The sequence below is a fragment of the Pseudoalteromonas sp. 2CM37A genome (genome assembly GCF_023161885.1).
Taxonomy (GTDB): Bacteria; Pseudomonadota; Gammaproteobacteria; order Enterobacterales; family Alteromonadaceae; genus Pseudoalteromonas; species Pseudoalteromonas atlantica.
In genome coordinates this window covers 610,557-634,998 of sequence record NZ_JALNTJ010000002.1, presented here as the reverse complement: position 1 = coordinate 634,998, position 24,442 = coordinate 610,557, and the positions used below count along the sequence as shown (strand labels likewise).

General features: G+C 40.6%; 22 protein-coding genes. 18 read left to right on the top strand and 4 right to left on the bottom strand.

Annotated elements, in window-relative coordinates; all coding sequences use genetic code 11:
* Positions 1-77: 77 nt before the first annotated feature.
* Complete coding sequence (locus MTF68_RS06515) at positions 78-2,015, top strand: cytochrome c/FTR1 family iron permease (protein WP_248462038.1); 1,938 nt, start codon at positions 78-80, stop codon at positions 2,013-2,015.
* A 58-nt stretch (positions 2,016-2,073) separates the two neighbouring features.
* Here MTF68_RS06515 and MTF68_RS06510 read toward each other — a convergent pair whose 3' ends face one another.
* Positions 2,074-2,322 (bottom strand): hypothetical protein, encoded by a 249-nt coding sequence (locus MTF68_RS06510; RefSeq protein ID WP_024031729.1) that lies wholly within the window; start codon positions 2,320-2,322, stop codon positions 2,074-2,076.
* 435 nt (positions 2,323-2,757) lie between these two features.
* Between MTF68_RS06510 and hisG the strand changes: the two genes are divergently transcribed.
* From hisG to MTF68_RS06455, 11 genes are all read left to right on the top strand, one after another.
* A complete protein-coding gene (gene hisG / locus MTF68_RS06505; protein ID WP_004586378.1) occupies positions 2,758-3,657 on the top strand; it encodes an ATP phosphoribosyltransferase in 900 nt (299 codons plus the stop codon).
* Between the two features lie 5 nt (positions 3,658-3,662).
* The gene (gene hisD / locus MTF68_RS06500) at positions 3,663-4,964 is read left to right on the top strand and encodes a histidinol dehydrogenase (RefSeq protein WP_248462037.1); all 1,302 of its coding nucleotides are present in this window, start codon (positions 3,663-3,665) and stop codon (positions 4,962-4,964) included.
* Positions 4,954-6,063, top strand: a complete 1,110-nt coding sequence (gene hisC, locus MTF68_RS06495; RefSeq protein ID WP_248462036.1) for a histidinol-phosphate transaminase — start codon at positions 4,954-4,956, stop codon at positions 6,061-6,063. The genes hisD and hisC overlap by 11 nt, the downstream gene beginning before the upstream one ends.
* Complete coding sequence (gene hisB / locus MTF68_RS06490) at positions 6,060-7,121, top strand: bifunctional histidinol-phosphatase/imidazoleglycerol-phosphate dehydratase HisB (RefSeq protein WP_248462035.1); 1,062 nt, start codon at positions 6,060-6,062, stop codon at positions 7,119-7,121. The genes hisC and hisB overlap by 4 nt, the downstream gene beginning before the upstream one ends.
* Positions 7,118-7,708 carry an imidazole glycerol phosphate synthase subunit HisH gene (hisH, locus tag MTF68_RS06485; RefSeq protein ID WP_004586382.1) on the top strand — a complete coding sequence of 197 codons (591 nt, stop codon included), beginning with the start codon at positions 7,118-7,120 and terminating at the stop codon, positions 7,706-7,708. Before hisB ends, hisH begins: the two co-directional genes overlap by 4 nt.
* A gap of 33 nt (positions 7,709-7,741) precedes the next feature.
* The gene (locus MTF68_RS06480) at positions 7,742-8,476 is read left to right on the top strand and encodes a 1-(5-phosphoribosyl)-5-[(5-phosphoribosylamino)methylideneamino] imidazole-4-carboxamide isomerase (RefSeq protein WP_248462034.1); all 735 of its coding nucleotides are present in this window, start codon (positions 7,742-7,744) and stop codon (positions 8,474-8,476) included.
* Positions 8,458-9,237, top strand: a complete 780-nt coding sequence (hisF, locus tag MTF68_RS06475; protein WP_006793443.1) for an imidazole glycerol phosphate synthase subunit HisF — start codon at positions 8,458-8,460, stop codon at positions 9,235-9,237. The genes MTF68_RS06480 and hisF overlap by 19 nt, the downstream gene beginning before the upstream one ends.
* On the top strand, positions 9,228-9,842 hold the full coding sequence (gene hisIE / locus MTF68_RS06470; RefSeq protein ID WP_248462033.1) for a bifunctional phosphoribosyl-AMP cyclohydrolase/phosphoribosyl-ATP diphosphatase HisIE: 615 nt from the start codon (positions 9,228-9,230) through the stop codon (positions 9,840-9,842). The genes hisF and hisIE overlap by 10 nt, the downstream gene beginning before the upstream one ends.
* Before the next feature lie 123 nt (positions 9,843-9,965).
* Positions 9,966-10,460 (top strand): hypothetical protein, encoded by a 495-nt coding sequence (locus MTF68_RS06465; protein ID WP_248462032.1) that lies wholly within the window; start codon positions 9,966-9,968, stop codon positions 10,458-10,460.
* Positions 10,461-10,646, top strand: coding sequence for a DUF1289 domain-containing protein (locus MTF68_RS06460; protein WP_024031736.1), 186 nt, complete (start codon positions 10,461-10,463; stop codon positions 10,644-10,646).
* Between the two features lie 63 nt (positions 10,647-10,709).
* Positions 10,710-11,516, top strand: a complete 807-nt coding sequence (locus MTF68_RS06455; protein ID WP_248462031.1) for a glycosyltransferase family 25 protein — start codon at positions 10,710-10,712, stop codon at positions 11,514-11,516.
* A gap of 8 nt (positions 11,517-11,524) precedes the next feature.
* On the opposite strand, the gene MTF68_RS06450 is transcribed toward MTF68_RS06455, so the two are convergent.
* From MTF68_RS06450 to MTF68_RS06440, 3 genes are all read right to left on the bottom strand, one after another.
* A complete protein-coding gene (locus MTF68_RS06450) occupies positions 11,525-12,796 on the bottom strand; it encodes an aminotransferase class I/II-fold pyridoxal phosphate-dependent enzyme (protein WP_024031738.1) in 1,272 nt (423 codons plus the stop codon).
* Positions 12,797-13,110: 314 nt separating this feature from the next.
* Positions 13,111-15,183, bottom strand: a complete 2,073-nt coding sequence (locus MTF68_RS06445; protein ID WP_248462030.1) for a bifunctional diguanylate cyclase/phosphodiesterase — start codon at positions 15,181-15,183, stop codon at positions 13,111-13,113.
* A gap of 142 nt (positions 15,184-15,325) precedes the next feature.
* Entirely contained in the window at positions 15,326-17,116 is a 1,791-nt protein-coding gene (locus tag MTF68_RS06440; protein ID WP_248462029.1) for a M61 family peptidase, read from the bottom strand.
* A gap of 203 nt (positions 17,117-17,319) precedes the next feature.
* Here MTF68_RS06440 and MTF68_RS06435 point away from each other — a divergent pair, with 203 nt between their 5' ends.
* The 6 genes from MTF68_RS06435 (at position 17,320) to MTF68_RS06410 (ending at position 24,410) form a co-directional block, all read left to right on the top strand.
* Entirely contained in the window at positions 17,320-18,855 is a 1,536-nt protein-coding gene (locus MTF68_RS06435; RefSeq protein WP_248462028.1) for a GGDEF domain-containing protein, read from the top strand.
* Positions 18,856-18,934: 79 nt separating this feature from the next.
* The gene (ppnN, locus tag MTF68_RS06430; protein ID WP_004586396.1) at positions 18,935-20,278 is read left to right on the top strand and encodes a nucleotide 5'-monophosphate nucleosidase PpnN; all 1,344 of its coding nucleotides are present in this window, start codon (positions 18,935-18,937) and stop codon (positions 20,276-20,278) included.
* A gap of 10 nt (positions 20,279-20,288) precedes the next feature.
* Positions 20,289-21,062 carry a flap endonuclease Xni gene (xni, locus tag MTF68_RS06425; RefSeq protein WP_138577205.1) on the top strand — a complete coding sequence of 258 codons (774 nt, stop codon included), beginning with the start codon at positions 20,289-20,291 and terminating at the stop codon, positions 21,060-21,062.
* Between the two features lie 69 nt (positions 21,063-21,131).
* Positions 21,132-21,518, top strand: coding sequence for a DUF3192 domain-containing protein (locus tag MTF68_RS06420; protein WP_004586398.1), 387 nt, complete (start codon positions 21,132-21,134; stop codon positions 21,516-21,518).
* A gap of 6 nt (positions 21,519-21,524) precedes the next feature.
* The gene (locus MTF68_RS06415; RefSeq protein WP_248462027.1) at positions 21,525-23,213 is read left to right on the top strand and encodes a hypothetical protein; all 1,689 of its coding nucleotides are present in this window, start codon (positions 21,525-21,527) and stop codon (positions 23,211-23,213) included.
* Positions 23,214-23,402: 189 nt separating this feature from the next.
* A complete protein-coding gene (locus MTF68_RS06410; protein WP_248462026.1) occupies positions 23,403-24,410 on the top strand; it encodes an isocitrate dehydrogenase in 1,008 nt (335 codons plus the stop codon).
* The last annotated feature ends 32 nt before the right edge of the window (positions 24,411-24,442 follow it).

The window sequence follows — 24,442 nt, the reverse complement described above, 5'->3', positions numbered from 1 at the left end:
TATTTTTAGCACGGTTTTATTTATTTTAAGCGTAATAAAAATAGTTTTAATTTTAAATGTTTTTTATAGGGCTAATTATGTCCAGTAAGTATACCAGTGTTTTTTCGTTATTTTATGGCATTACACGTCGCCACGTTTTTCTCTTTCCTTTGTTCTTACTCACTTTTTTATGTTTTTCTGCTTTTGCCTCAACGCCTGCTGAGCAAGCTAAAATTAAACAAATATCACAACTTGCAGAGTACGTAGGGGTTGATTACGTTGGCGCGGTGCAAAAAGGCGAGGTACTTAGTAAAGACGAATTTCAAGAAATGTCTGAGTTTGCAAATTTAATAAGCACGCTAGCCACACAGTTAAGCAGTGCTAATAATCAATACAGTCATATAAAAATACAAGCTGGCGCCTTACATAACGCCATTATAAATAAACAAAGCGTACAAAGTGTTCGTGCTGCCAGCTCAAAGCTTAGGGAGTCTTTGCTTGAATTTATGCCGCAGCTTTCTTTGCCTTCATCTTTATTACCCCTAAAACAAACAAAGGCACTTTTTTCAGAAAACTGCTCTATGTGCCATGGCATAAATGGACAAGGTGATGGACCACTTGCTAAAGGTTTAACACCACAGCCCACCAACTTTATGGATAAAGAGCGAGCCACAAATCGCACAATTATGGGATTATATGAAGCTGTATCCAATGGCATAGACGATACGCCAATGGTTGCTTTTAGCCAATTTAATGAGCAACAACGTTGGTCACTCGCCTTTTATGTAGGCAGTTTAGCTTTTCAAGATATAACTAAGCCGCAACACAATAACCAGACAATCAGCACTTCAGACATCATTAATCTTAACCCTGCGCAGCTTTCACAAAATCAATCCCCTGCCCAAGTTCAATTTATTAAGTGGCTACGCGGTAATCCAGAACACTTATTTAAAAACAAAGCTCAGCCACTTAGCGTTGCACGCTCGCAACTTATTGCAGCGCAAAATGCACATGCTAATGGTGAATATGCAAAAGCCAGCGAACTGGCTATCAGTGCCTATTTAGATGGTTTTGAGCTGATAGAAAATAACTTAAATGCATACGATGAAAGCTTGCGTAAAAACATTGAAGTACAATTGATGAACTTACGTAACACATTCAAAAATGAAAAAAACACCGAGCTTGTCGGTGCGCAAGTTAATGCTGTACTTGCACAATTAACAAAAGCAAACAACCTACTTAATGACACCACACTCAGCGATGGCGCCTTGCTATCAGCCAGTTTAGTTATTTTGCTGCGCGAAGGCCTAGAGGCACTATTAGTTGTTATTGCGCTAATGACGGTGCTTATAAAAACCAAACGCCAGGATGCGCTTAAATACGTTCATATTGGCTGGGTAATGGCCCTTATAGCAGGTGGCTTAACATGGGCAGTAGCGCAAACATTAATACAAATAAGTGGTGCCAGCCGCGAAGTAATGGAAGGGATAGGCGCCCTATTTGCAGCTATTATTTTGCTATATGTTGGGGTATGGATGCACAGTAAAACCAGTGCACAGCAGTGGCAGGCATATATTCAGCAAAATATTAATACGCGATTAGAGTCTGGCACACTATGGGGGCTCGCGGGTCTCTCGTTTATAGCGGTATATCGTGAAGTGTTCGAGACGGTATTATTTTATCAGTCGTTATTAACGCAAAGCTCGCAAGCACAGTATTCATCGGTGGCTATTGGGTTTGCATTGGGTGTGGTTTTATTAGCGCTTATTGCATGGGTGTTAGTTAAATATTCGATTAAGTTACCTATTGCTAAGTTTTTTGCGTATACAACTTATTTATTATTTGCACTAGCCTTTGTATTAATGGGTAAAGCTGTCATTGCATTACAAGAGGCTGATTTAGTCGCGATTAGTGTAATGCCGATAAACTTTGATATTGCACTACTGGGTTTAAAATCTACGTGGCAAGGCTTTATAGCGCAACTTACCGTAGCTGTTATATTTAGCTTTTACATTATTAAAGCTAAAAAACGCTAGCAAACACATCCTTAATAGTAAAAAGTTGTGCGTGGCTTTTTACTATTAAGGGTTTAGATCATGCCCATGTATCTAAATGTTTATTCCCTTGATCATCTACAGTAATTGCTTTTTCATTAGCTGCACTTGCACTTTTTTTGCCCTGCGCCTGCGCTAATCTTTTTTTGTTGAGTGTCTGCTTTTTTTCATTTTCAAGCTTAATTTTTTGCGCTTGTGGCATATTTTGCACACCTGCAATATGAAATGTACTTTTAGGCTCAAGCTCTAACCGCGAAATTTTCCCTAAAAAAGGGATCATTATATCCATAGCCCCCTCCTTAACTTGTTTATTAAAAATTAGATAAATTGACCAATAAAGCCCAATTTGCCTACAATTTAAACATTAAAACAACTAAAAATACTGTTTAGCTCTCAATATTATCGGCAGTTATAAGATATGCTTTAATTTGGTAAAAAAAAACTTGCCTAAGCTAGGCGGTTTATGTTTTTATAAATGCGAAATTTATTGAAACAGATTAAAGCTTAACGCTCACTAAATAGCGGTAAGTAAAATAGGATACAAAAATGCGCTTAAACCTGACAACAGTACATCATCACCACCATTCACCGGAATAACCTGTCAGGTCTTTCGCTGAGAGGTTATTCCTAAAAGGAACCTCTGGCGATTCAAAACACATTGATTCATTTTCGCCCTGAGGTTCCCCTCGGGGTTTTTAGTTTTTAAATTAAAGGAAAATGAATAATGAGTAACACAAATCGTCTACGTATCGCCATCCAAAAAGGCGGTCGTCTGTCTAAAGATTGTCAAGATTTACTAAAGCAGCTAGGTGTTAAATTAAACCTACGTGAGCAACGCTTAATTGCACACTCAACCAATATGCCAATTGACGTGCTTCGTGTGCGCGATGACGATATTCCGGGCTTAGTAATGGACGGTGTTTGTGATTTAGGTATTGTTGGCGAAAACGTACTAGTAGAAGTACAAGCCGAACGTGAACGCCAAGGTGTACCAAGCGAAGTTAGCAAACTAGCAAAACTAGACTTTGGTTACTGCCGCCTTGCACTTGCATGGCCACAAGAGCTTGGCCCACGTGATAAAAGCTGGTTTGAAGGCAAGCGTATTGCAACAACCTACCCAGAAATTTTAACGCAGTGGTTAAAGCGCGAAGGCATTAATGCAAGTACTGTAATGCTTACAGGTTCAGTAGAAGTAGCCCCACGTGCCGGCCTTTCAGATGCAATTTGTGATTTAGTTTCTACCGGTGCAACGCTTGAAGCGAACGGCTTGATTCAAGGTGATACAATTTTAGAATCAAACGCGTGTTTAATTCAAAATAAAGACCTGCAAGATGAAGACAAACTAGCGCTAATCAATAAGCTTATGCCGCGCCTTCGTGGTGTTAAACAAGCTAAAGAAAGCAAATACATTATGCTACACGCGCCAAAAACTAAACTTGATGAAATTTGCGAAATTTTACCAGGCTCTGGCCAACCTACTCTACTTGCACTTGCTGGTAACGAAGAGTACGTAGCGCTTCACATGGTAAGCAGCGAAACATTATTTTGGGAAACAATGGAGCAGCTTAAAGCCCTAGGCGCTAACTCTATTTTAGTAATGCCAATTGAAAAAATGATGGAGTAAGTACCATGCTTCGTTGGAATGAGGAATCTTCACAAGTACAAGCAGCGGCGCTAATGCGCCCTGCGGTTTCTGCCAGCGCCAAGATTGAAGCTATATGCCAAACAATTATGAGCGATGTGAAAGAGCAAGGTGATAAAGCCTTACTTGATATGGCTAAAAAGTTTGATAATAGAGCTACCCCTCGTTTACGTGTACCGCTTGATGAAATAAACGCATCAGAGCAAGCACTAAGCGCAGAGCTTAAATACGCAATTGACACCGCTTATGCAAACGTTAAACGTTTTCACGAAGCGCAATTGCCTAAAGATATTAAGTTATCACCCCAACCTGGCGTTGAATGTGAACTGAAATATCAGGCCATCGAAGCTGTGGGTATTTATGTACCTGGTGGCAGTGCTCCACTGCCATCATCGGTTATTATGCAAGGTGTACTTGCACAATTAAGTGGTGCTAAAACCGTCGTACTTGCCACCCCTGTGCAAGGTGATGAAAGCATTAACCCTGCGATATTATATGCAGCTAAGTTATGTGGCATTACAACTTTAATTGAAAGTGGTGGCGCAGGTGCTATAGCCGCAATGGCCTACGGAACTGAATCAGTGCCTAAAGTGAACAAAATTTTTGGCCCAGGTAATAGCTTTGTAACGATGGCCAAACAGCTTGTTGCGCAAACGATCCCTGGAATGGCAATCGATATGCCAGCAGGCCCCTCTGAAGTACTAGTTATTGCAGATGAGCGTGCAAACCCAGAATTTATAGCGGCAGATTTACTCTCGCAAGCTGAGCACGGCGCAGACTCGCAAGTTATTTTATTGTGTAACAGCGAAAGCATCATTGAGCAAACGCAGCAGGCACTTACACGCCAGCTTGCTAAATTAAGCCGCAAAGATACAGCCGAGCAAGCTCTGGCTAATTCATCACTTATTTTAGTCGACTCTGTTGAGCAAGCATTTGACGTATCAGCGCAATATGGCCCTGAGCACTTAATTTTGCAATTAGCAGATTCAACACCTTACTTAGATAAAGTAAGAAATGCAGGCTCGGTATTTGTTGGCGACTACACGCCAGAATCAGCGGGCGATTACGCATCGGGTACTAACCACGTGTTACCTACCTACGGTTACAGTGCAACCTATTCAAGCTTAAACTTGCTTGATTTTTTCCGCACTTACACAGTACAAACTATAAGTAAAAGTGGCCTAACACAGCTGTCAAAAGCTATTTTGCCACTAGCAGATGCAGAAGGCCTTGATGCACACGCAAATGCGGTTTCAATTCGTTTAGAGGCAATTAAAAATGAGCAATGAGAGCGCACAAGCGACAAGCTTATTACCACAAAATATTGCAGCTCTTGCTGCCTATAGCTCTGCTAAAAGTGAAAAGCTAACAGGGTCAACGTGGTTAAATGCCAATGAAAGCCCGTACGCTAAAAATATTGAGCTGAGTATTGAAGATTTAAATCGCTACCCAGATCCACAGCCGCAATTGGTTATTGACCGCTATGCTGCGTATGCAGAGCTTGAAAGCGAAAGCGTATTAATGACGCGCGGCGCCGATGAAGGCATTGAGCTTTTAGTACGTACCTACTGCGAACCTGCAAAAGACAGCATTGCGTTATTTTTGCCAACCTACGGTATGTACAAAGTAACCGCTGATACGCACAACGTTGCAATCAATGGCTTAACCCAAGCGTTATTACTTGATGGCAGTGTTGATGAAATAGTTGAGGCAGTGGACAGCTCAAAATTGGTGTTTATTTGTAATCCAAATAACCCAACCGGTAGCATAACCCCCCTTGAAAAAGTAAAAGCACTGGCAATAGCCCTTGCCGGTAAAGCCTTAGTTATTGTTGATGAAGCCTACATTGAGTTTTGCCCTGAGCAAAGTGCTACAGCGCTGATTAACGAATATAGTAATGTAGTGGTACTGCGCACTTTGTCTAAAGCGTTTGCGCTTGCAGGGTTAAGAACCGGTTTTACACTTGCACAAGACAGCGTACTTGCCCCTATTCGTAAAGTGATTGCGCCGTATCCGGTATCGGGTGTGGTAGCAAGTATTGCTGCGCAAGCAATTGCGCCTGATGCAATTACATCAATGCGCCGCCAAGTGACTATTTTAAATAGTTTAAAAGCTAAGCTTGTACAGTGGTTAAACGCATCCCCAGCTGCATTAAAAATTCTCACTGGTGAAGGTAACTTTGTTACCTTAAAATTAGCCGACAAAAACTACTTTAAAGTAGCACTTGAACAAGGTTTAGTGATGCGCGCGTTTACCCTATACGGTGAAGACGATTGGTTACGTATCTCCATTGGTAATGAGCAAGAACTTGAGCAAGTAAAAATTTGGTTAGATGGCCTTGATAAGCCAGCAACCTCACCTCTTTTATCAGGACAAGAAGTATCATGAGTAACCCCTATTTATTTATTGACCGTGACGGCACCATAATTGAAGAGCCAATCACCGACAAACAGGTAGACAGCCTAGAAAAATTAGCGTTTTTACCTGGTGTTATCCCGGCTTTATTACAATTACAAGCCGCAGGGTACCGCTTAGTAATGGTATCTAACCAAGATGGCTTAGGCACAGACAGCTTCCCGACTGCTGACTTTGATATAGCTCAAGATAAAATGATGGACATACTGCAAAGCCAAGGCATTAGCTTTGACGAGGTATTGATTTGTCCACACTTTGACGAGCAAAACTGTGATTGCCGTAAACCTAAAACAGGTTTATTAACTGAACTTATGCGCTCTGGCAAAGTTGATTTAGCTCGCTCATACGTGATTGGCGATCGTCAAACCGATATTGGCCTTGCTCAAAACTTGTGTTGTGAAGGCATTTTGTATGATGGCAGCTGGCCTGCCATTGTTACAAAGCTTACAACTGCCAACCGTGAAGGCCGTGTTACGCGTAACACCAAAGAAACCCAAATTGATGTAGCCATAAACCTAGATCAAACTAAAAACGGTAGCATTGAAACAGGCCTTGGCTTTTTTGATCATATGCTTGATCAAATTCGCACCCACGCCAACATTGGTCTAAATATTAAAGCGAAAGGCGATTTACACATAGACGAGCACCACCTTGTTGAAGACATAGGTATTGCCCTAGGTGTTGCGCTTAGACAAGCGCTGGGTACTAAATCGCAAATAGCGCGCTATGGTTTTGCGCTGCCAATGGATGAGTGTAAAGCTGAAGCACAAATTGATTTATCGGGCCGCGCTTCATTTGTATTAAACGCTAACTTTAGCCGCGAAAAAGCCGGCGATTTAGACGTACAAATGGTTGAGCACTTTTTCAAAAGCTTAAGCGATAATGCCGCTATTAGCCTTATTTTATCGGTGAGCGACGGTAACTGTCATCACCAAGTAGAAGGCTTATTTAAAGCGTTTTCACGTGCCCTTCGTATGGCAGTAGCACAAGACACGACCCAACAAACAGCCAGCTCTAAGGGATGTTTATGATTGCCATAATTAATACCGGGTGTGCCAATATAAATTCAGTTCGTTTTGCCTTTGAACGCTTAGGTCAAACGCCAACAGTCATTACCTCACCAGAGCAATTAGCTGGTTTTGAGCGTGCAATATTACCAGGCGTTGGCCATGCATCAGTTGCCATGAAACGCCTTGTAGATAACGGCTGGCAACAAGCTATAAACGAATACCAGCGCCCACTTATGGGAATTTGCTTAGGTATGCAGTTACTGTGCGAAAGCACCGAAGAAGGTAACGTACAATGCTTAGGTAAAATACCAGGGCAAGTAAAAGCCCTTGATGTTGGCAACTTAACATCGCCGCATATGGGTTGGAATAACTTAAGCGTAAATAAAGAGCATGCACTTACCAAAGGCTTGACACAAGACGAGCAAGTGTACTTTGTACATAGCTTTGCGCACACCGTAAACGATGCAACACTTGTAAGCGGCGAATACGGCCAAACCTTTTCAGCCATTGTTGCAAAAGACAACTACGCTGGCATGCAATTTCACCCAGAGCGCAGTGCAAAAGTAGGCACACGTTTATTACAAAATTTTGTTGATTGGCAGTTATAAACGGCCCATTAACCAACAATAAAGAGATTATTTGTGATTATTCCAGCATTAGACGTATTACAAAATCAAATTGTTCGTTTATACCAAGGTAAGTACGACACCGCTCAGTTTTACCCTTTTGAGCTTGGCGCACGTTTAAAAGAATACGCCGACAGCGGCGCAGGTAAATTACACCTTGTAGATTTAGAAGGCGCACGCGATCCAAGTAAAAAACAGTGGCAACATATTCAAGCTGCAACTAAAGCGCTTAGCGTACCGTATCAAGTGGGCGGCGGTATTCGCTCAGAGCAAGATGTAAGCGATTGGCTAAAAGCCGGTGCTAACCAAGTTGTTATTGGTTCTATGGCGGTAGAAAAACGCGAGCAAGTAAAAGCCTGGATTGAACAATTTGGCGCCGAGCACTTTGTTATTGCCCTTGATGTAAATAAAACAGCCACTGGCTGGGCACCTGCTACGCACGGTTGGTTAAGTGAATCTGAGTTTGGTTTACTTGAGCTTGTAGATTTTTATGTAAGCTTAGGCGTTATTGACTTTTTATGTACGGACATCAGTAAAGATGGCACCATGACTGGCCCATCGTTTGAGCTTTACGAAGATTTAACTCGCCATAACAGCAGCATTAAAGTACAAGCTTCGGGTGGCGTGAGTTCTCTTGATGACATTAAAAAGCTTAAAGAGCTTGGTGTAGGTGGTGTTATTTTAGGTAAGTCACTACTTGATGGCGCATTTAGTGTTGAGGAGGCGTTGGCATGTTATCAAAACGCATAATCCCGTGTTTAGATGTAAAAGACGGCCAAGTAGTAAAAGGCGTTAAATTTAAAGGCCACGAAATAGTGGGCGATATTTTAACAATGGCAAAAGCCTACAGCGATGCCGGCGCCGATGAACTGGTTTTTTATGAAATCAGCGCAAGCGTTGAAAAACGCCTACTTGATGTAAATTGGGTAGAGAGCATTGCCCGCCACATCGATATTCCATTTTGTGTGGCTGGCGGTATTAAATCGGTAGCCGATGCAGCACGTGTACTAGAGCGTGGCGCTGACAAAATAAGTATTAACAGCCCTGCTATTGCCCGCCCTGAGCTTATAAAAGAGCTACACGATGAATTTGGTAAGCAATGTGTAGTTGTAGGTATTGATAGCTTTTACGATGAAGTGACCGGCGAGTATTTAGTGTATCAATTAACCGGCGATCCTAATGCATCAAGCCGTACACGTTACAAAACCGAAGAATGGGTTAAACGCGTACAAGACTTAGGCGCAGGCGAAATTGTTTTAAACTGTATGAACCAAGATGGCGTACGTAACGGTTACGACAATGAGCAGCTAAGTAAAATGCGCGCATTATGTAATATTCCTTTAATCGCATCAGGCGGTGCAGGCAGTATGCAAGATTTTGTTGATGTATTTAAACAAAGCGAAGTCGATGGCGCATTAGCAGCAAGCGTTTTTCACAAAAATGTGATTAACATTGGCGAATTAAAACAATTTTTAACTGATAACCAAGTGGCAGCAAGACTATGCAAGTAACACAACAAAACCAAACTCAAGTAGATTTTGCTAAAAGCGAAATGATCCCTGCGATTGTTCAAGATGCTCGCTCTGGTGTTATTTTAATGCAAGGCTTCATGAATAGAGAAGCACTAAAGGTAACGCTTGAAAGTAACAAAGTAACCTTTTACTCGCGTTCAAAGTCACGTTTATGGACCAAAGGTGAGTCATCAGAAAACTACTTAAACGTAGTATCAGTGCATACCGATTGTGACTACGACTCAATTTTAGTACTGGCTAACCCAGAAGGCCCAACATGTCACTTAGGTACACAAAGCTGCTTTGGTGATGATGCAAAACCTAGCCTAAGCTTTTTAGCGCAATTAGAAGATGTGATTGTTGAGCGTAAAAACGACGACCCAGCAAAAAGCTACACCGCTTCATTATTTGCTAAAGACTTAAGCCGTAGCTGTCAAAAAGTGGGCGAAGAAGGCGTAGAAGTAGCGCTTGCTGCAATGAAACACGATAACGATGAGCTTACTAATGAATCGGCTGATTTAATTTACCACCTTACTGTATTACTCCAACGCCAAGGCTTAGCCCTTGAAGACGTTGTAAAATGCTTGCAAGGTCGCCATAAATAATACAGCTGCTTTATTTTAGCGCATTTACAGGCCCATATTTTATGGGCCTTTTTACGTTATGGTATTTATTTTTTTACATAGGTTGCGTATGGTGCAGCTTATCTAATTCTTTTAGCGTTGCTTATGAATAAATCAATTATCACAGCCTTATCCTTATTGTTATTAACAGGTTGTGTAAGCCAAAAAGCCCCTGCGCCTAAAATAGTAAAAACGCAAAACACATGTAGCCCACTAAACACATTACTTAATGCGCACGCTAATGGCTTTAATGTAGTAAAAGCAAATAAAGTGGGGAATGATTTTATAAACCAGTGGCACGCTAATACCCATTTTATAGGCACTACCTGCACTATTACTCAACATAATAAGCAGTTTAGTTATCAATGCACGAGTGAAAACAAACAAGCCCATGCCACAAATCTACATATACAAACAGTGGATAAAATACGTCAATGTGTAGCGTCACAAGGCTGGTACGAAAATACGAAAGAGTCAGCAACTTCAATCAGTAGTAACTTTGTTTTGGATGAAGTTCATCCAGTTATCACCTTATTTACCTCTCAAAGCAGAACGCGCTATATTACCCGTTTTGAAATTGCTCCACCGCTAGGAAATTAAATGCAAAAACCCACACACTCAAACACTAAGTTAAAAACAGACTGTTTAGGCATATGTGAGCGCCGCAGCGGTTATTGCACTGGCTGCGGGCGAACTAATGAAGAAATATTTGATTGGATCATCCTCAGCCAAGAAGAAAAAAACGCCATTTTAGCGCAGCCGCGAGCTGACTTAAAAAAGCCATAAATTTGCCACTTGCGTGTAACAGCCCCCCTTTAGTATTGCTAAAAACGGTAGGGGGTGAACATCATGGCAGCATTATTTGTAATAAACTTAGCGCGCTCCGCGCAGCGACTCGCAAATACTCAAACGCAACTGGCACGTGTTAACTTGTCATTTGAACGGATTGATGCCGTAGATGGCGCACAATTGAGTACACAACAAAAGCTCCTACATTACAGCCCGCAATTAAATAAACAGCAGTATCACTATCCGCTAAGCAATGGCCAAATTGGCTGCTATTTAAGCCACCGTAAAGCATGGCAAAAAATAGTTGATGAAAAACTAGATTACGCGATTGTGCTCGAGGATGACTTTTATATTGATGAGAGCATTCATAATGCGATAAAAAATATTGAGCAGCTACAGCAGCCCTGGCAGCTTATCAAACTCGCCGCTTATGAAAACCGCACTCGCCCTATTGCCTATCAGCAAAACCTAAATAACCACCAGCAATTAGTCATACATATAAAGCTAATGACCGGCTGTTGTGCTACGGCAATAAGCTATGAAGGGGCTAAGCAATTACTTAAAGCCACAGCCCAATTTGGCCGCCCTGTAGATTGCGACTTACAGCATATTTGGGAAACCCACGTAAATGGTTTTTCGCTTATGCCATACCCTGTTTCGCAAAATACAGACATACAGAGCGATATTGCAAGCTGCGCTACTAAAACCAAGGTTAAAAAAGCTTTTTTTAAACGTAAGTTTCAACAATTACACAGCGGCGTTTTAAATAAACTTTATACAAATGCATTTATAAAACAAACCAAGCAAATTAAACCTAATAAAAAAGGCGCTACAAAAGCACCTTCTTTACTCACGCAAGGTTCTTAATTTTATAACTATGCTTTATCGAGCGCTTGGCTTACATCGGCAATAATATCGGCAATGTTTTCAATACCGACTGACAGGCGAATTAAATCACGGCTCACACCTGCGTTTGCAAGCTCTTCATCATTTAATTGGCGGTGCGTGGTTGACGCTGGGTGACAAGCCAGCGATTTAGCATCGCCAATATTAACTAAACGCAAGATCATATTAAGCGCATCAATAAAGCGCGTGCCTGCTTCAAGGCCGCCCGCGATACCAAAGCTTAAAATGCCTGAGGCTTTACCACTGGTGATTTTTTGGCTCATTGCATTATATGGGCTTGATGTTAAACCAGCGTAGTTAACCCAAAGTACTTTAGGGTGATTTTCTAAGTATTCAGCCAGTTGCTGCGCGTTTTCGCAGTGACGATCCATTCGTAAACCTAAGGTTTCTAGGCCAATTAAAATGTCAGATGCGTTTTTGGGCGCAAGTGCTGCACCGGTATTTCTAAGTGGCACTACTCTACAACGACCAATAAAGGCTGCTTCTGCAAAGGCATCGGTATAGACCACATTGTGATAAGACGGATCGGGCTCATTCATCATTGCAAAGCGTGTGGCATTGGCTTTCCAATCAAATTTACCTGAATCAACAATCATACCGCCAATAGCTGTACCGTGTCCGTTTATATACTTTGTCAGTGAATGAACCACTATATCGGCACCTAGCTCAAATGGGCGGCATAAATACGGGGTAGCCACAGTATTATCAACAATAAGTGGCACCCCTTTACTATGAGCAATATTAGCTAAACGCTCAATATCGACAATATTACCTGCCGGGTTACCAATGGACTCACAAAATACTGCGCGGGTATTATCATCAATCGCGTCTTCAAAGGCGCTAAAATCATCAGCCTTAATCATGCGTGCTTCAATACCTTGGCGCGGTAACGTATGAGCAAATAAGTTATATGTACCGCCATATACTTGGCTGGTGCTCACAATATTAGTGCCTACTTCACACAAGCATTGAATAGCATAGGTAATAGCTGCCATGCCCGAGGCTACCGCTAGCGCGCCAATGCCCCCTTCCATTGCAGCAATACGCTGTTCAAGTACGGCATTGGTTGGGTTCATTATGCGGGTATAAATATTGCCTGGTACTTTTAAGTCGAATAAATCAGCGCCATGCTGCGTATTATCAAACGTGTAAGATGAGGTATTATAAATAGGCACTGCTGCTGATTTAGTGGTTTCTTCAGACTCGTAACCATGGTGCAGTGCTAATGACTCTAGTTTCATAATTATTTCCTTCAATATTGTGATGATTAAACCTAGCATCATTAGCTTATAAAATGCACATGAATTAAATTAATGAATTATGAGTGTCAGGGGTATTAAAGTTTGCGGGATGAGTTTTACTCAATCTAGTGGGTGTTGTATTTCACTGCGTAGGTTTTGTTTTATCTAAATACCAAAGCAGTAGCAGTAAAGCCTATCATATTAATGCGTAGCGTTATTTGGCTAAAGGGTTTAAATACTAAATGCGTTGGGCGGCTCAATTTACGCTATTTAAAGCTCAATGGGTTTTAGGTTAACACTTATAATAAATGTACTTATAACGCTTTAAAATCAAGTAACTGTAGCGCAGGCAGCGGTTTACTAAAATAGTAACCTTGAATCAAATCGCAATTTAGCTCGGCTAGTAGTTTTTGTTGTGCTGATGTTTCTACGCCCTCAGCTACCACACTTAAGCCTAAGCTATGCGACATTGCAATTGTGGCTTTAACTAAGCTGTAGTCTTCTTGGTTTTCGGTAATACCACAAATAAAGCTGCGATCTATTTTTAATACCTCAAACGGATATTGCCTTAAATAGCTAAGCGATGAGTAGCCTGTGCCAAAGTCATCCATAGATAGTTTAATACCGAGCTTATTAAGTGCATGCAACGATTCTGTAATATTGGTTTGTACGCTCATTAACACGCCTTCGGTTATTTCAAGCTCGACATTTTTAGCACTTACTCCGGTTTTTTCTAACGTGCTTGCTATAAAACTTAGCAGCTCTGAATCTCTAAATTGGCTTGGAGATAAATTAATTGCCATGCTGTAGTTTTGTTGAGAGCTTGCCTGCCACTGCGTTAAAAATGCTAATGCCTGCTCAATAACAAACTTTCCAATAGGAATAATTAAACCTGTTTGCTCTGCTAACGGAATAAACTCATCGGGCATAACCTTACCAAGCACACTATTGTTCCAGCGTAATAGCGCCTCAGCCCCAATTATTTTAAGTGTTTTAGCATCGCATTTAGGTTGGAAATACAATTCAAATTCGTTTTTCTCAAGAGCAACATGCATCTGCGCTTCTATTGCTAACCGCCTTTTTATGGCGGTATTCATTTCGCTGGTAAAGCAGGCGTAGGTGTTTCTGCCAAGCGCTTTTGCTTGGTACATTGCGGTGTCTGCATGGCGTAATAAATCAGAGGCTGTTACCCCATTATCAGGGTACAAAGCCACGCCAATACTTAACGTTAATAACAATTCGCGGCCATCTATTTCAAAGGGGGTTCTAAAGCTTTTAAGTAAGCGTGTAACAATCGCATCTAGCTGTTTTTTACTGTGTAGCTCTGGTTGTAAAATAATGAATTCATCGCCCCCCAACCTGCCTACGGTCGCGTTTTCATTAACTATTTGACTCAATTTATTAGCGGCGCTGATAAGTAATGAATCGCCAATTTCATGCCCGAGTGTGTCGTTTACTTTTTTAAAGTCATCTAAGTCGATAAAAATAACAGCGGCTAAAATGTTTTTTTCGCTCGCAGTGTTAATCAGCTGAGTAAGTCGTTTTAAAGAATTAAAACGATTAGGGAGTAGCGTTAAGCTATCGTAATAGGCTTGTTTACGTATAAGTTTGTTTGACTCATGCTGCTCTGTTATGTCGCGAATTATCACCATTACTTGGTCTGAATGATGTAAATAACTCACTCGCGCTTCGAAATACAACACGCCTTTGGGTACTAAAAGTTCGTATTCAAAGCATACATTACCTTTGTGAATTAACAGCTCTTGAATATTGTCTTTAAACATTTTGGCTACAGTATAGGGCAATACGCTAAACATCGATTTATTTAAAAATTGCTCAGGCTGTAAATGTAAGTTGCTCAAATCATTTGCATGGTAATCAACTATGGTGCCATCCGGTTTGAGTAAAAAGTACAAATCAGGAATGGCTTCAAATACTTTTTCGAGCATCTGCTGTTTATCCATAGCTTGCGCTTGTGCTTGTTTTACATCGCTCAAGTCTATGTCTATGCAGTACATCTGTTTTACCCCATGCTGATTTGTAAACATAACATGGCTTGAAAACACAGTAACATTGCTGCCATTTTGATGCTGTAATGTAAGCTCAGCCGCGGGTATTTCGATATCGTTTATGAGCCACTCACGATGAGCATCTATAACCGCATCTTGCATTGGGGGCGGAATAATTAAATCTTCTAGTTTTTTTCCGGTTGCGTACTCTTTTGTATAGCCATAAAGCAGCTCACTGCCTTTATTCCAATAAATAACGCGGCGCTGCTCATCGTATCCTTGCACAGAAATACTGTGTATCGCATCAAATAACTGATGCAGCGGATCGTTAAGCACAAATTGATGTGAGAGGATTTGAGTGGTTTTTAATGACTTCATTTATACGCAACCTAGAGTCGTTATTAACACAATAATAGGACGTACTCTTAAAATTAGCACTTTTAGGTTGGTTTTTAAGTGATATACCTTTGCATAAGATATAAAAAAGGAGCCAAAGCTCCTTTAATAAAACGCTATTATGTTAATCAGCTTGCACATTAATTGGGTGCTCTACCCCCATCCATGCTTTAAATAAGGCCCGTTGAGATAAAGTTGCATTTTTATCAGCAACCACCTTTTTAGGTTTATCATAATCTTGCGATAAAACGAGGGTTGTCGATTGGAGCGCATCGCGACGAATAAAATCGATAGTGACTTTTTCTCCCGCTTTAAATACTTCTAAGCTCGATTTTAAATCTTTTCCAACATGCTGCTTGTTAACCGCCACAATTTTATCGTCTGTTGTGAGGCCCGCCTGCCATGCTGCTCCGCCTCTGCGAACGTGGGTGAGCGTTAATAACTCACCGCTATTTTTTGCAGTTGCATCAATGCTTGCTAATGGCTTAGCGCTCTCAGGGCGAGTAAGCTCTAAGCCAACTTTACCTAATAAAGCATCAAAATCTATATTAGCTGGGGTGCTCACGTTATCGTGCCACCACGTTGTGTAGTCTTCACCTGTTAGGTCTTTTAATATTGCCAGTACATCTTGCTCAGTAAACCCTTGTGGTAACGTGTGCTTGTTGTATAAAGCATTGTGTACTTGGCGGTAATTAACTTTTGCCTGGGTTGTTTCTAATAAATGTATATCTAACAACATAGAAAGCAATGAGCCCTCTAAATATATATTGGTGCTGTAATTACGCGCGTGGTCGCCGCCTTGGCTTATCCATTTATCAAAGCTTGTTTCGCTGGCACTTTGTACTTCTCGACCTGGTGTTTGTAAGTGGCGATTAATCGTTTTACTCATCACTTTAAAAAACTCATCGGTGGTTTCTATGCCTGATCGCACTAATAGATGATCTTCAAAGTAGCTAGTAGAACCTTCCGAAATCCATAATAAATTTGAGTAGTTCATGTTGGTGTAATCATAAGGCGCCAGCCCTTTAGGGCGGTAAGCTTTTACATTCCAGGTATGAATAAATTCATGCGCGGCGGTACTTATAAAGCCTAAGTAGTCTTCGCGGCTACCAAAACGATTCCGTGGGCGCTGTATAATGGTTGAGTTTAAATGCTCAGTAGCCCCGCCAGCACCCGATGTGGCATGCACCATAAATACATAACGCTCATACGGGTAGCTATCCCAAATAACATTACCTGTGGTCACTAATTTTTTTAAATCAGTAAGCATTAGTTGCTCATCGTAGTTGCCTTCGCCCCATATAACTAACTCGTATTGGCGGCCATCTACTTCAAATTTATGAAGTTTGTTAATTCCTGTTTCTATTGGTGAGTCTACCAGTACATCGTAATCTGCTGCTTTAAAACTGTGTTTATTACTCGCATTTTCCATGCCTGATACAGAGCGCCACGCTTTAGGCACCTTTAAATCTACGGTAACTGGTTCTTGGCGAAACGATTCACTAAACATAAAAAAGCCAGATGCATCAATAAACGCATGGCTATCGTCTATGTGGCGTGCACGTTTACCTAACTCGTTTGCATATACTTGGTAATCAATATTCACGTGTGTTGGCTCAGCTAAATGCACTCGCCATGTGCTGTGATTAATTTTTTCCCATTTTAATGCATTGCCATTGTCGTCTGTGGCCGCAAAGTAACGTACCCCATTGGCTAAATTTAATATTTCGTAGCGACCAGTACGCCATGCAGGCAATTTAACATCGATATGCGATTGCGCCGACTTTGGAAACTCTACACTTACATTACCTAAATGATGTTGTGGCTGTGTAATACTTAAAGAATAATTTACATCGGCTAACGCAGGGGCTGCACAACAGGCCGCTAACATTGACAGGACAAAACGCTTTTTCATAATGACTCAAGGTTACTTATTATTTGAAATAAGCCTAACAAGGCATAAATTAAAAGTGAATTAAAAACGACAAACAACCTAATAGCTCAGTTTACATGCAGGGTCTAAGTAAAAATGCTAAGTTTTTAATTAGATAACTACACTTAATATGATTTTGTTGTAAACTGAAGGTAATGTAATTAATACGATGGCGGTATGCTTAGGTGTCTGAAAACTCTAACGCTGTAGATAAAAAGTTAAAGCAAGCAATTGAAGCAAGGGTAGCCATTGAAAATGCGCGTAAGCTCCAAGTTGATACTTTATCAAATCTAACTGCAAAACTGTCTTTAAGCTGTAAAGGGCTTGATATTGAGCTTGATAATAAACTCGCCAAATTTAGAAGTTCGCTAAATAAAGGTGTCGGGTTTGAAATATTATCCCCTTTAATAGATGACATTTTATTATTACTCCAAAACCAAGAGGCGTTACAAACAGCCCATCAGCGAGAGCTGTTTTCGAGCGTACAAACAGCCGGTAAGCTTTTACAAAAAACCAAAGGCTTACCAGATGATACCCGCCGCACCTTAAGACATTTACTCGACCACGAAATTAATAATGTACAGTCTACGCACGACTACATCCCGATATTAAATCAGCTTATTAACTTTTATCACCATGCTTTGCATAGCAAGCTTTCAATCACGGATGAAACAAGTACCAATGCTTCTCCTCGTATGGCTAAAAAGCTGTTAGAGCTTGCAAATGAGCTGGTATTAGAGGATGAATCGACTGAACAAATTAAACAAATAAAAAATACAATTACCGAAAACGATAATTTAGAAGCCCTGTTGCAAGCTGCTTTAAATATAATAAGCATCGTGGTCAAAAATATCAGTAAAGAGCGCCAATCGGCACAAAGCTTTTTAGTCTCGCTTAACCAAACATTAGAAGAGTTGCACTCATCAATTGTATCTACCAGCCAGCACTCTAAGTCAATGGGGGAAGAGTTCGATACACTAAATAAACGTATTGAAGGAAAAATAAAGCATTTAAACGAGCAAACCCAATCTGCTACGTCTATTTCCTCTTTAAAAGAATTAGTTGATAACGAGCTAAAATCTCTCAGCCAAGACTTTATTGCTAAAGAGCAGCTAGAAAGAAAAGACCGCGAAACGCTGATTGCCAGCTTTGATGAAATTAACGAGCGAATCGGCAGCTTAGAAGGCAAACTAACCAAATATAAAAAACGCCTAAACGAGCAACGCTTTAAAAGTTTACTCGACAGCCTTACAAAACTTCCTAACAGAGCGGCTTTTGATGAACGTTACAATCACGAGCTTCACTTATTTAATGTCCAAGCCTCGGATGTTACCCTAGTGGTTATTGATGTGGATCACTTTAAGTCAATTAATGATAGATTTGGTCATACTGCAGGCGATATAACCTTACAAGTTATTGCAAAGGCGCTGCAAAAATCAGTAAGGCAGTCTGATTTTATAGCCCGCTACGGCGGAGAAGAGTTTGTTTTATTAATGCCTGGGCTTTCGTTGTTGAACGCAGCGCAGCCGCTTGAAAAACTTAGAAAAGTGATTAAAAATATTCCTTTTAAATTTAGAGAAAAAGAAATAGAAATCACCATTTCGTTAGGCGCTACACAATTTAAAAAAGGCGATACACCGCTCAAAGCATTCGACAGAGCAGATGACGCCCTTTATGAAGCAAAGAAAACGGGTCGGGATCGCCTTTGTATGAGTAAATAATGTCATAATTCTCAATTAGTTTGAGTGCTAAAGTAGATGACATGCAGTTTTTACATTTTAAGCAGCAAGGAGAATGCCGATGTTAATACAGTTAAACCCGACTGGGGTTTTAGATTTACTGTCACAATTGGAAGTTGATTTATTAGAGCAATCTTCAGCCAGTGAACGTTATCGACTTTTTAGAAACTGTGCCTTAGCCGTCCTTAACGTAGGCAGCCACACAGACGCAAGTAATGAAATTTACGACAAATACCAAGACTTTGATATTCGTTTAGTCAGTCGCGAGCGCGGCATTAAAATTGAGTTAGAAAACCCTCCCGAAACCGCCTTTGTTGATGGCGAAATAATTACCGGTATTCACGAGCATATTTTTTCGGTGATCCGCGATATTTTATTTATTTGCCAAAAGTACGAAAAAGATCTTAAAGAACAAAAAGCCATTACCCACATGGTATTTGATATGCTTAGAAACGCCGGCGCGCTGCGCGTTAACAGTGAACCAAATATGATTGTGTGTTGGGGTGGACATTCAATTAACGAAATAGAATATAAATACACAAAACAAGTAGGTTACGAGCTTGGCTTACGTGGTTTAAATATATGTACTGGCTGCGGCCCAGGGGCAATGAAAGGCCCGATGAAAGGTGCCACTATTGGCCATGCTAAACAACGTATTAGCGAAAACCGTTATCTTGGTTTGACCGAACCTAGTATAATTGCCGCAGAGCCACCAAACCCTATTGTAAATGAGCTGGTGATTTTACCCGACATTGAAAAGCGCCTTGAAGCATTTATTAGAACGGCGCATGCAATTATTATATTCCCAGGTGGTGCAGGTACTGCAGAAGAATTACTTTATTTATTAGGTATTTTGCTGCATCCAGATAACGAAAAACAGTGTTTGCCTGTTATTTTAACCGGCCCTAAAGAAAGCGAAGCATACTTTAGCGAGTTATGTAAGTTTGTAGAGCTAACATTAGGCAAAGAAGCCCTTGATAAGTTTGAAGTAATCATTGATGATCCAGCGCTAGTAGGGCAAAAATTAAAATCAGCTATGGCAAATGTACGTAATTACCGTAAAAGCCAAGGCGATGCCTACTACTTTAACTGGACACTTAAAATCGATAACGATTTTCAGCAACCTTTTGCACCTACGCACGAAAACATGGCAAGTTTAGATTTGCACCTAGAACAGCCCAAGCAGCAATTAGCGGCTAATCTACGTAGAGCGTTTTCGGGGATTGTTGCTGGCAATGTTAAAGATGAAGGCCTACGCGCTATAAAAGCACATGGACCTTATGTGTTAAGTGGTGAGCCTGATTTGATGAAAGATATGGATAAACTATTACAAGCATTTGTAGACCAAGGTCGTATGAAGTTACCCGGTAGTAAGTATATCCCTTGTTATGAAATAAAAGCATGAGTTTGACTATTTGAAACCCCATTTACTTTTAATTGATGCGCTTAATTTAATTAGGCGCATTTACGCAGTTGACGCTAACCAAACACACCATAGTGAAGAGCAGATGCTAAAGGCCAGTTGCGCGCGCGTAGCACATGCTTGCAAAAAGCTTTTACAGTCAACAAATGCCACTCACGCTATAGCTGTTTTTGATGGCGACAAAAGCTGGCGCTACCACTTTTATAAGCAATATAAACATTCTAGGGCCCCCATGCCCGACACGCTTAAAAATGCGCTGCACAACTTTAAAGAAGCTATAGAGCAAACGGGCATCGTTGTATTTGAACCGCTCAACGATGAAGCCGACGATATCATAGCCACCTTAGCCGACAAAGCTGCAAAAAATAAGATAAACAGTACCATTGTTTCTACCGATAAGGGTTTTTTACCTTTTTTGAACGACTATATTTGTGTGTACGATTATTTTAAAAAGACCTACCTAGATTGCGACAGCATTGAGCAGCGTTTTGGTATTGAGCAAAGTAAACTTATTGATTTTTGGGCCTTAGCGGGTGATAAAACTAACGATGTACCCGGCGTTAAAGGCATAGGGACTAAATCGGCTCAGCTTATTGTAAATACCTACGAAAGCATAGATAGCGCCATAGAAGATGATGCCCTATCAAGCAGTATTCAAAAAAAGCTAGTTGAGCAAAAAGACATGTATGTTATTTCTAAACAATTAGTCACTTTGCGAACAGATATACAGCTAGGTTTTAGTTTAAAGCAGTTAAGGTTGCATTAGTCGCATGTTGATAGCACTGTTTAAGCGTACAACATATACTCACTTTATTGTTGCGAGTGTGAGTTAAAAATGATTAAAAAGTTTATAAGATACTTAATATTAGGGTTAGGCTTGTATGCACTCATTGCGACTTTAGTGATCACCTTTTATAAAGATGACCCGCAAGCAATGATTTGGCAAGACCGTGAGGCCTTTAACGAGCGCTACATAAGAAAGCTGTCAATTGATGAGGCGGTTACCTTAAACAGTGTACTCGATTATTTAGGAAGCCCCGATTTAACCTATGCCAAACGTAATAAAGACCAAGTATGGCAGATTGTTTTTTACCGTACTCAGCACCAAACTTCAGATGGCATAACCACGATGGATGAATGCACCGGCTTATTATTTAAAAATGGTGAGTTATTTTTATGGGGCCCCAGCGCCTATACAACTTATCAGGAAAAGATCAGGTGATGGCCAATGGATGAGCCTATTTCAAAACAGTTAGTGCGGTTACTACACAACACACATCAAATACTAACAATTTATAGTGACAAAACGCAGTGGCAACATCTTTATCCGCTTGTTGTACAAACAGCCCAGCATTATCGCGTTTTGTATCAGCAACACCCGCACGCTTTACAAGCGCGTTTAAGCTTGTACACCAGCCACTACGACTTTGCTACAAACCTCGTTATTAACCAATGTGTTATTAGCACAGCACTGTGCGCTAGCCAGCAATTTGATGACGAACTAACCGAGCTTTATATTGGTGTTGCATTGGTAGAGCATTGCTGCGTTGTAGCGCAGCATAATAAAATTGCGCAGCAGCAAATGCTTACACTCAGCGATAAAAAAATATGGCGTTTTCGCCATCAGCTAGCAGCAAAAGTGTTGCTCAGTGCACAGCACCCTACTCAAAATAGCGTGCGTATGTTGGCTAAACTAAATAAGTATAAGCAAGCGTTACTAAGTACTAGCGACATAATGCTATATGACAATGCCATAACCTTGTGTGCATTAAGTAATATTATCGCGATGAACATCACCTATACATCGAAAAAGAACCCATTAAATTTTTACAAAGCTTTGGGTGAATTGTATGTCAAAACAGCTAACCCATTTGCGCAAAGGTTAATTAAGGATTTAATAGCGCATATAGGCCCACACCTGCCAGGCAGTAAAATTGTTTACAGCGACCAAGCAATGGTTTATCTAGCAAGTGATGAGACTAATAAGCATATACTTATTAATGCCAATAATGAGAAAAAACTGGCGTGGTACAAGGTTAAAACCTCACTTAAAGTTCAACCAATGCAATGGCTATGTACTGATAAACGGGTATTATTTTTAGCCTGGAACAATGAGCACCTGGTACGTAAAGCCCCGCCGCAAATAAGTTCAAAGGCCGAATTAATAGCGTTAGTGAGTCATATAAAAGTAGCGCATGAATATAGCTTTAAAGGCTTAGATAAATTACTTGCCCCTTTTAGTGAAATAACACAGAAGCTTTGCCAAGCCGTCAGGCCCTATAACAATCAGCACCAAGCCGCCAAAGACTTACGCCATAGCTTGTCGATGGTCGGCTACGATAATGCACCGGCGATTATTCAGCGGGTTATATTTGAGCAATTAGTGGATACATCACATCATCCGCACAAACACATCGTACTGAATAAACTTAATAGCTTTATTAGTATTTTAGCTTTAATGGTAAGTAATAACCCAAAACAGCAATTTGAACATATAGCCTTGCCCATCTATGGTTACGTGCATTATTTATTAACCCATTGCAGTGCACAGCTCTGTGCAAAAGTAACCATAAGTAGCGTGCCTAACCAAACTTATAGTGCCCCATTAGCAGCCTTTTTTGGGGTGGAAGCGATTAATAATGAACATTTAAATACAGAATTAACACAACTACTGAGTGATAATCCATGGACCCAGCCCCTACTCGATGCTGAACAACAACCTAAAAAAGAGCTAAACGAGCAGCACAAATTATGGATTAGTTTAAAGGTCGTGGCGCAAACTATTTTTAAACCCGCTCTGCCTTTAACGCCTTGGCAAAAACAAACTTTAAATGCGCAGCTAAAAGCACAAGGCTTTAAATCTGAGGATGATTTTTTTGCGCAACTGCAAGGCTTATCGCTATATAACAGCATTTAAGTCACTTATGCTGACTATAAACACAGGTTATACCCTGTATTTATAGTATAAACTGGCAAAATGGGCGATAAGTTGGTATAAATGCGCCCTCAAAATATATCCACATACGTCACATAAATGACCTAACAAGCAGTTACTATTATTAGTAATAATTTATGTGCATTTTTTATTCTTTTAAAGGAAAAGTCAATGGCCAAACAAACCATCACAGTGATCAAAGGCGACGGCATCGGTCCGAGCATTATCGACTCAGCACTTGAAATATTAAAAGCCGCAGGTTGCGATTTTGATTATGAATTTGTTGATGCAGGCCTTGCTGCACTAGAAAAAACTGGCGAGCTACTTCCTCAAGAAACAATTGATACAATCGCTAAAAACAAAATCACTCTTAAAGGTCCTTTAACGACGCCGGTAGGTGAAGGTTTTACGTCTATTAACGTAACATTACGTAAGCAGTTTGGTTTATACGCAAACGTACGCCCTGTTAAATCTTTTGTTGGTACTAAAGCACGTTACGATGATATCGATATCATTACTATTCGTGAAAATACCCAAGGTATGTACTCAGGTTTAGGCCAAGTAGTAAGCGAAGACGGTAATGAAGCAGAAGCTAAATCTGTAATTACTCGCGAAGGCGCTGAGAAAATCATCACTTTTGCCTACGAGTTAGCAGTACGTGAAGGCCGTAAAAAAGTAACCGCAGTACACAAAGCAAATATCTTAAAATCTACCTCTGGCTTATTTTTAAAAGTTGCACGTGAAGTTGCTGAGCGTTACCCGCAAATTGAATCAACTGAAATGATTGTTGACGCAACATGTATGAAGCTAGTAATGACACCAGAAGAGTTTGACGTTGTAGTAACAACTAACTTATTTGGCGACATTTTATCTGATCTTTGTGCAGGCTTAGTTGGCGGTTTAGGTATGGCACCAGGTGCAAACATTGGTGAAGATGCTGCTATTTTTGAAGCCGTTCACGGTAGTGCACCAGATATTGCTGGCAAAAACCTAGCAAACCCTACTTCAGTAATTTTAGCGTCTATCCAAATGCTTGAGCACTTAGATATGGGCGACACGGCTGAGCGTATTCGCAGCGCAGTAGCTGAAGTAATTAAATCAGGCGATCGCACAACACGTGACTTAGGCGGCAGCCACGGTACAACTGATTTCACTCAATCAGTAATCGACCGTTTATAATTTAACAAGGTTAATCTTGTTTTAAGCCTAAA

What these genes read in the sequence shown, in the direction of transcription:
- MTF68_RS06515 (WP_248462038.1), top strand. Translation starts at nt 78, where the DNA reads ATGTCCAGTAAGTATACCAGTGTTTTTTCGTTATTTTATGGCATTACA.
- MTF68_RS06510 (WP_024031729.1), bottom strand. Translation starts at nt 2,322, where the DNA reads ATGGATATAATGATCCCTTTTTTAGGGAAAATTTCGCGGTTAGAGCTT.
- hisG (WP_004586378.1), top strand. Translation starts at nt 2,758, where the DNA reads ATGAGTAACACAAATCGTCTACGTATCGCCATCCAAAAAGGCGGTCGT.
- hisD (WP_248462037.1), top strand. Translation starts at nt 3,663, where the DNA reads ATGCTTCGTTGGAATGAGGAATCTTCACAAGTACAAGCAGCGGCGCTA.
- hisC (WP_248462036.1), top strand. Translation starts at nt 4,954, where the DNA reads ATGAGCAATGAGAGCGCACAAGCGACAAGCTTATTACCACAAAATATT.
- hisB (WP_248462035.1), top strand. Translation starts at nt 6,060, where the DNA reads ATGAGTAACCCCTATTTATTTATTGACCGTGACGGCACCATAATTGAA.
- hisH (WP_004586382.1), top strand. Translation starts at nt 7,118, where the DNA reads ATGATTGCCATAATTAATACCGGGTGTGCCAATATAAATTCAGTTCGT.
- hisF (WP_006793443.1), top strand. Translation starts at nt 8,458, where the DNA reads ATGTTATCAAAACGCATAATCCCGTGTTTAGATGTAAAAGACGGCCAA.
- hisIE (WP_248462033.1), top strand. Translation starts at nt 9,228, where the DNA reads ATGCAAGTAACACAACAAAACCAAACTCAAGTAGATTTTGCTAAAAGC.
- MTF68_RS06465 (WP_248462032.1), top strand. Translation starts at nt 9,966, where the DNA reads ATGAATAAATCAATTATCACAGCCTTATCCTTATTGTTATTAACAGGT.
- MTF68_RS06460 (WP_024031736.1), top strand. Translation starts at nt 10,461, where the DNA reads ATGCAAAAACCCACACACTCAAACACTAAGTTAAAAACAGACTGTTTA.
- MTF68_RS06455 (WP_248462031.1), top strand. Translation starts at nt 10,710, where the DNA reads ATGGCAGCATTATTTGTAATAAACTTAGCGCGCTCCGCGCAGCGACTC.
- MTF68_RS06450 (WP_024031738.1), bottom strand. Translation starts at nt 12,796, where the DNA reads ATGAAACTAGAGTCATTAGCACTGCACCATGGTTACGAGTCTGAAGAA.
- MTF68_RS06445 (WP_248462030.1), bottom strand. Translation starts at nt 15,183, where the DNA reads ATGAAGTCATTAAAAACCACTCAAATCCTCTCACATCAATTTGTGCTT.
- MTF68_RS06440 (WP_248462029.1), bottom strand. Translation starts at nt 17,116, where the DNA reads ATGAAAAAGCGTTTTGTCCTGTCAATGTTAGCGGCCTGTTGTGCAGCC.
- ppnN (WP_004586396.1), top strand. Translation starts at nt 18,935, where the DNA reads ATGTTAATACAGTTAAACCCGACTGGGGTTTTAGATTTACTGTCACAA.
- MTF68_RS06420 (WP_004586398.1), top strand. Translation starts at nt 21,132, where the DNA reads ATGATTAAAAAGTTTATAAGATACTTAATATTAGGGTTAGGCTTGTAT.
- MTF68_RS06415 (WP_248462027.1), top strand. Translation starts at nt 21,525, where the DNA reads ATGGATGAGCCTATTTCAAAACAGTTAGTGCGGTTACTACACAACACA.
- MTF68_RS06410 (WP_248462026.1), top strand. Translation starts at nt 23,403, where the DNA reads ATGGCCAAACAAACCATCACAGTGATCAAAGGCGACGGCATCGGTCCG.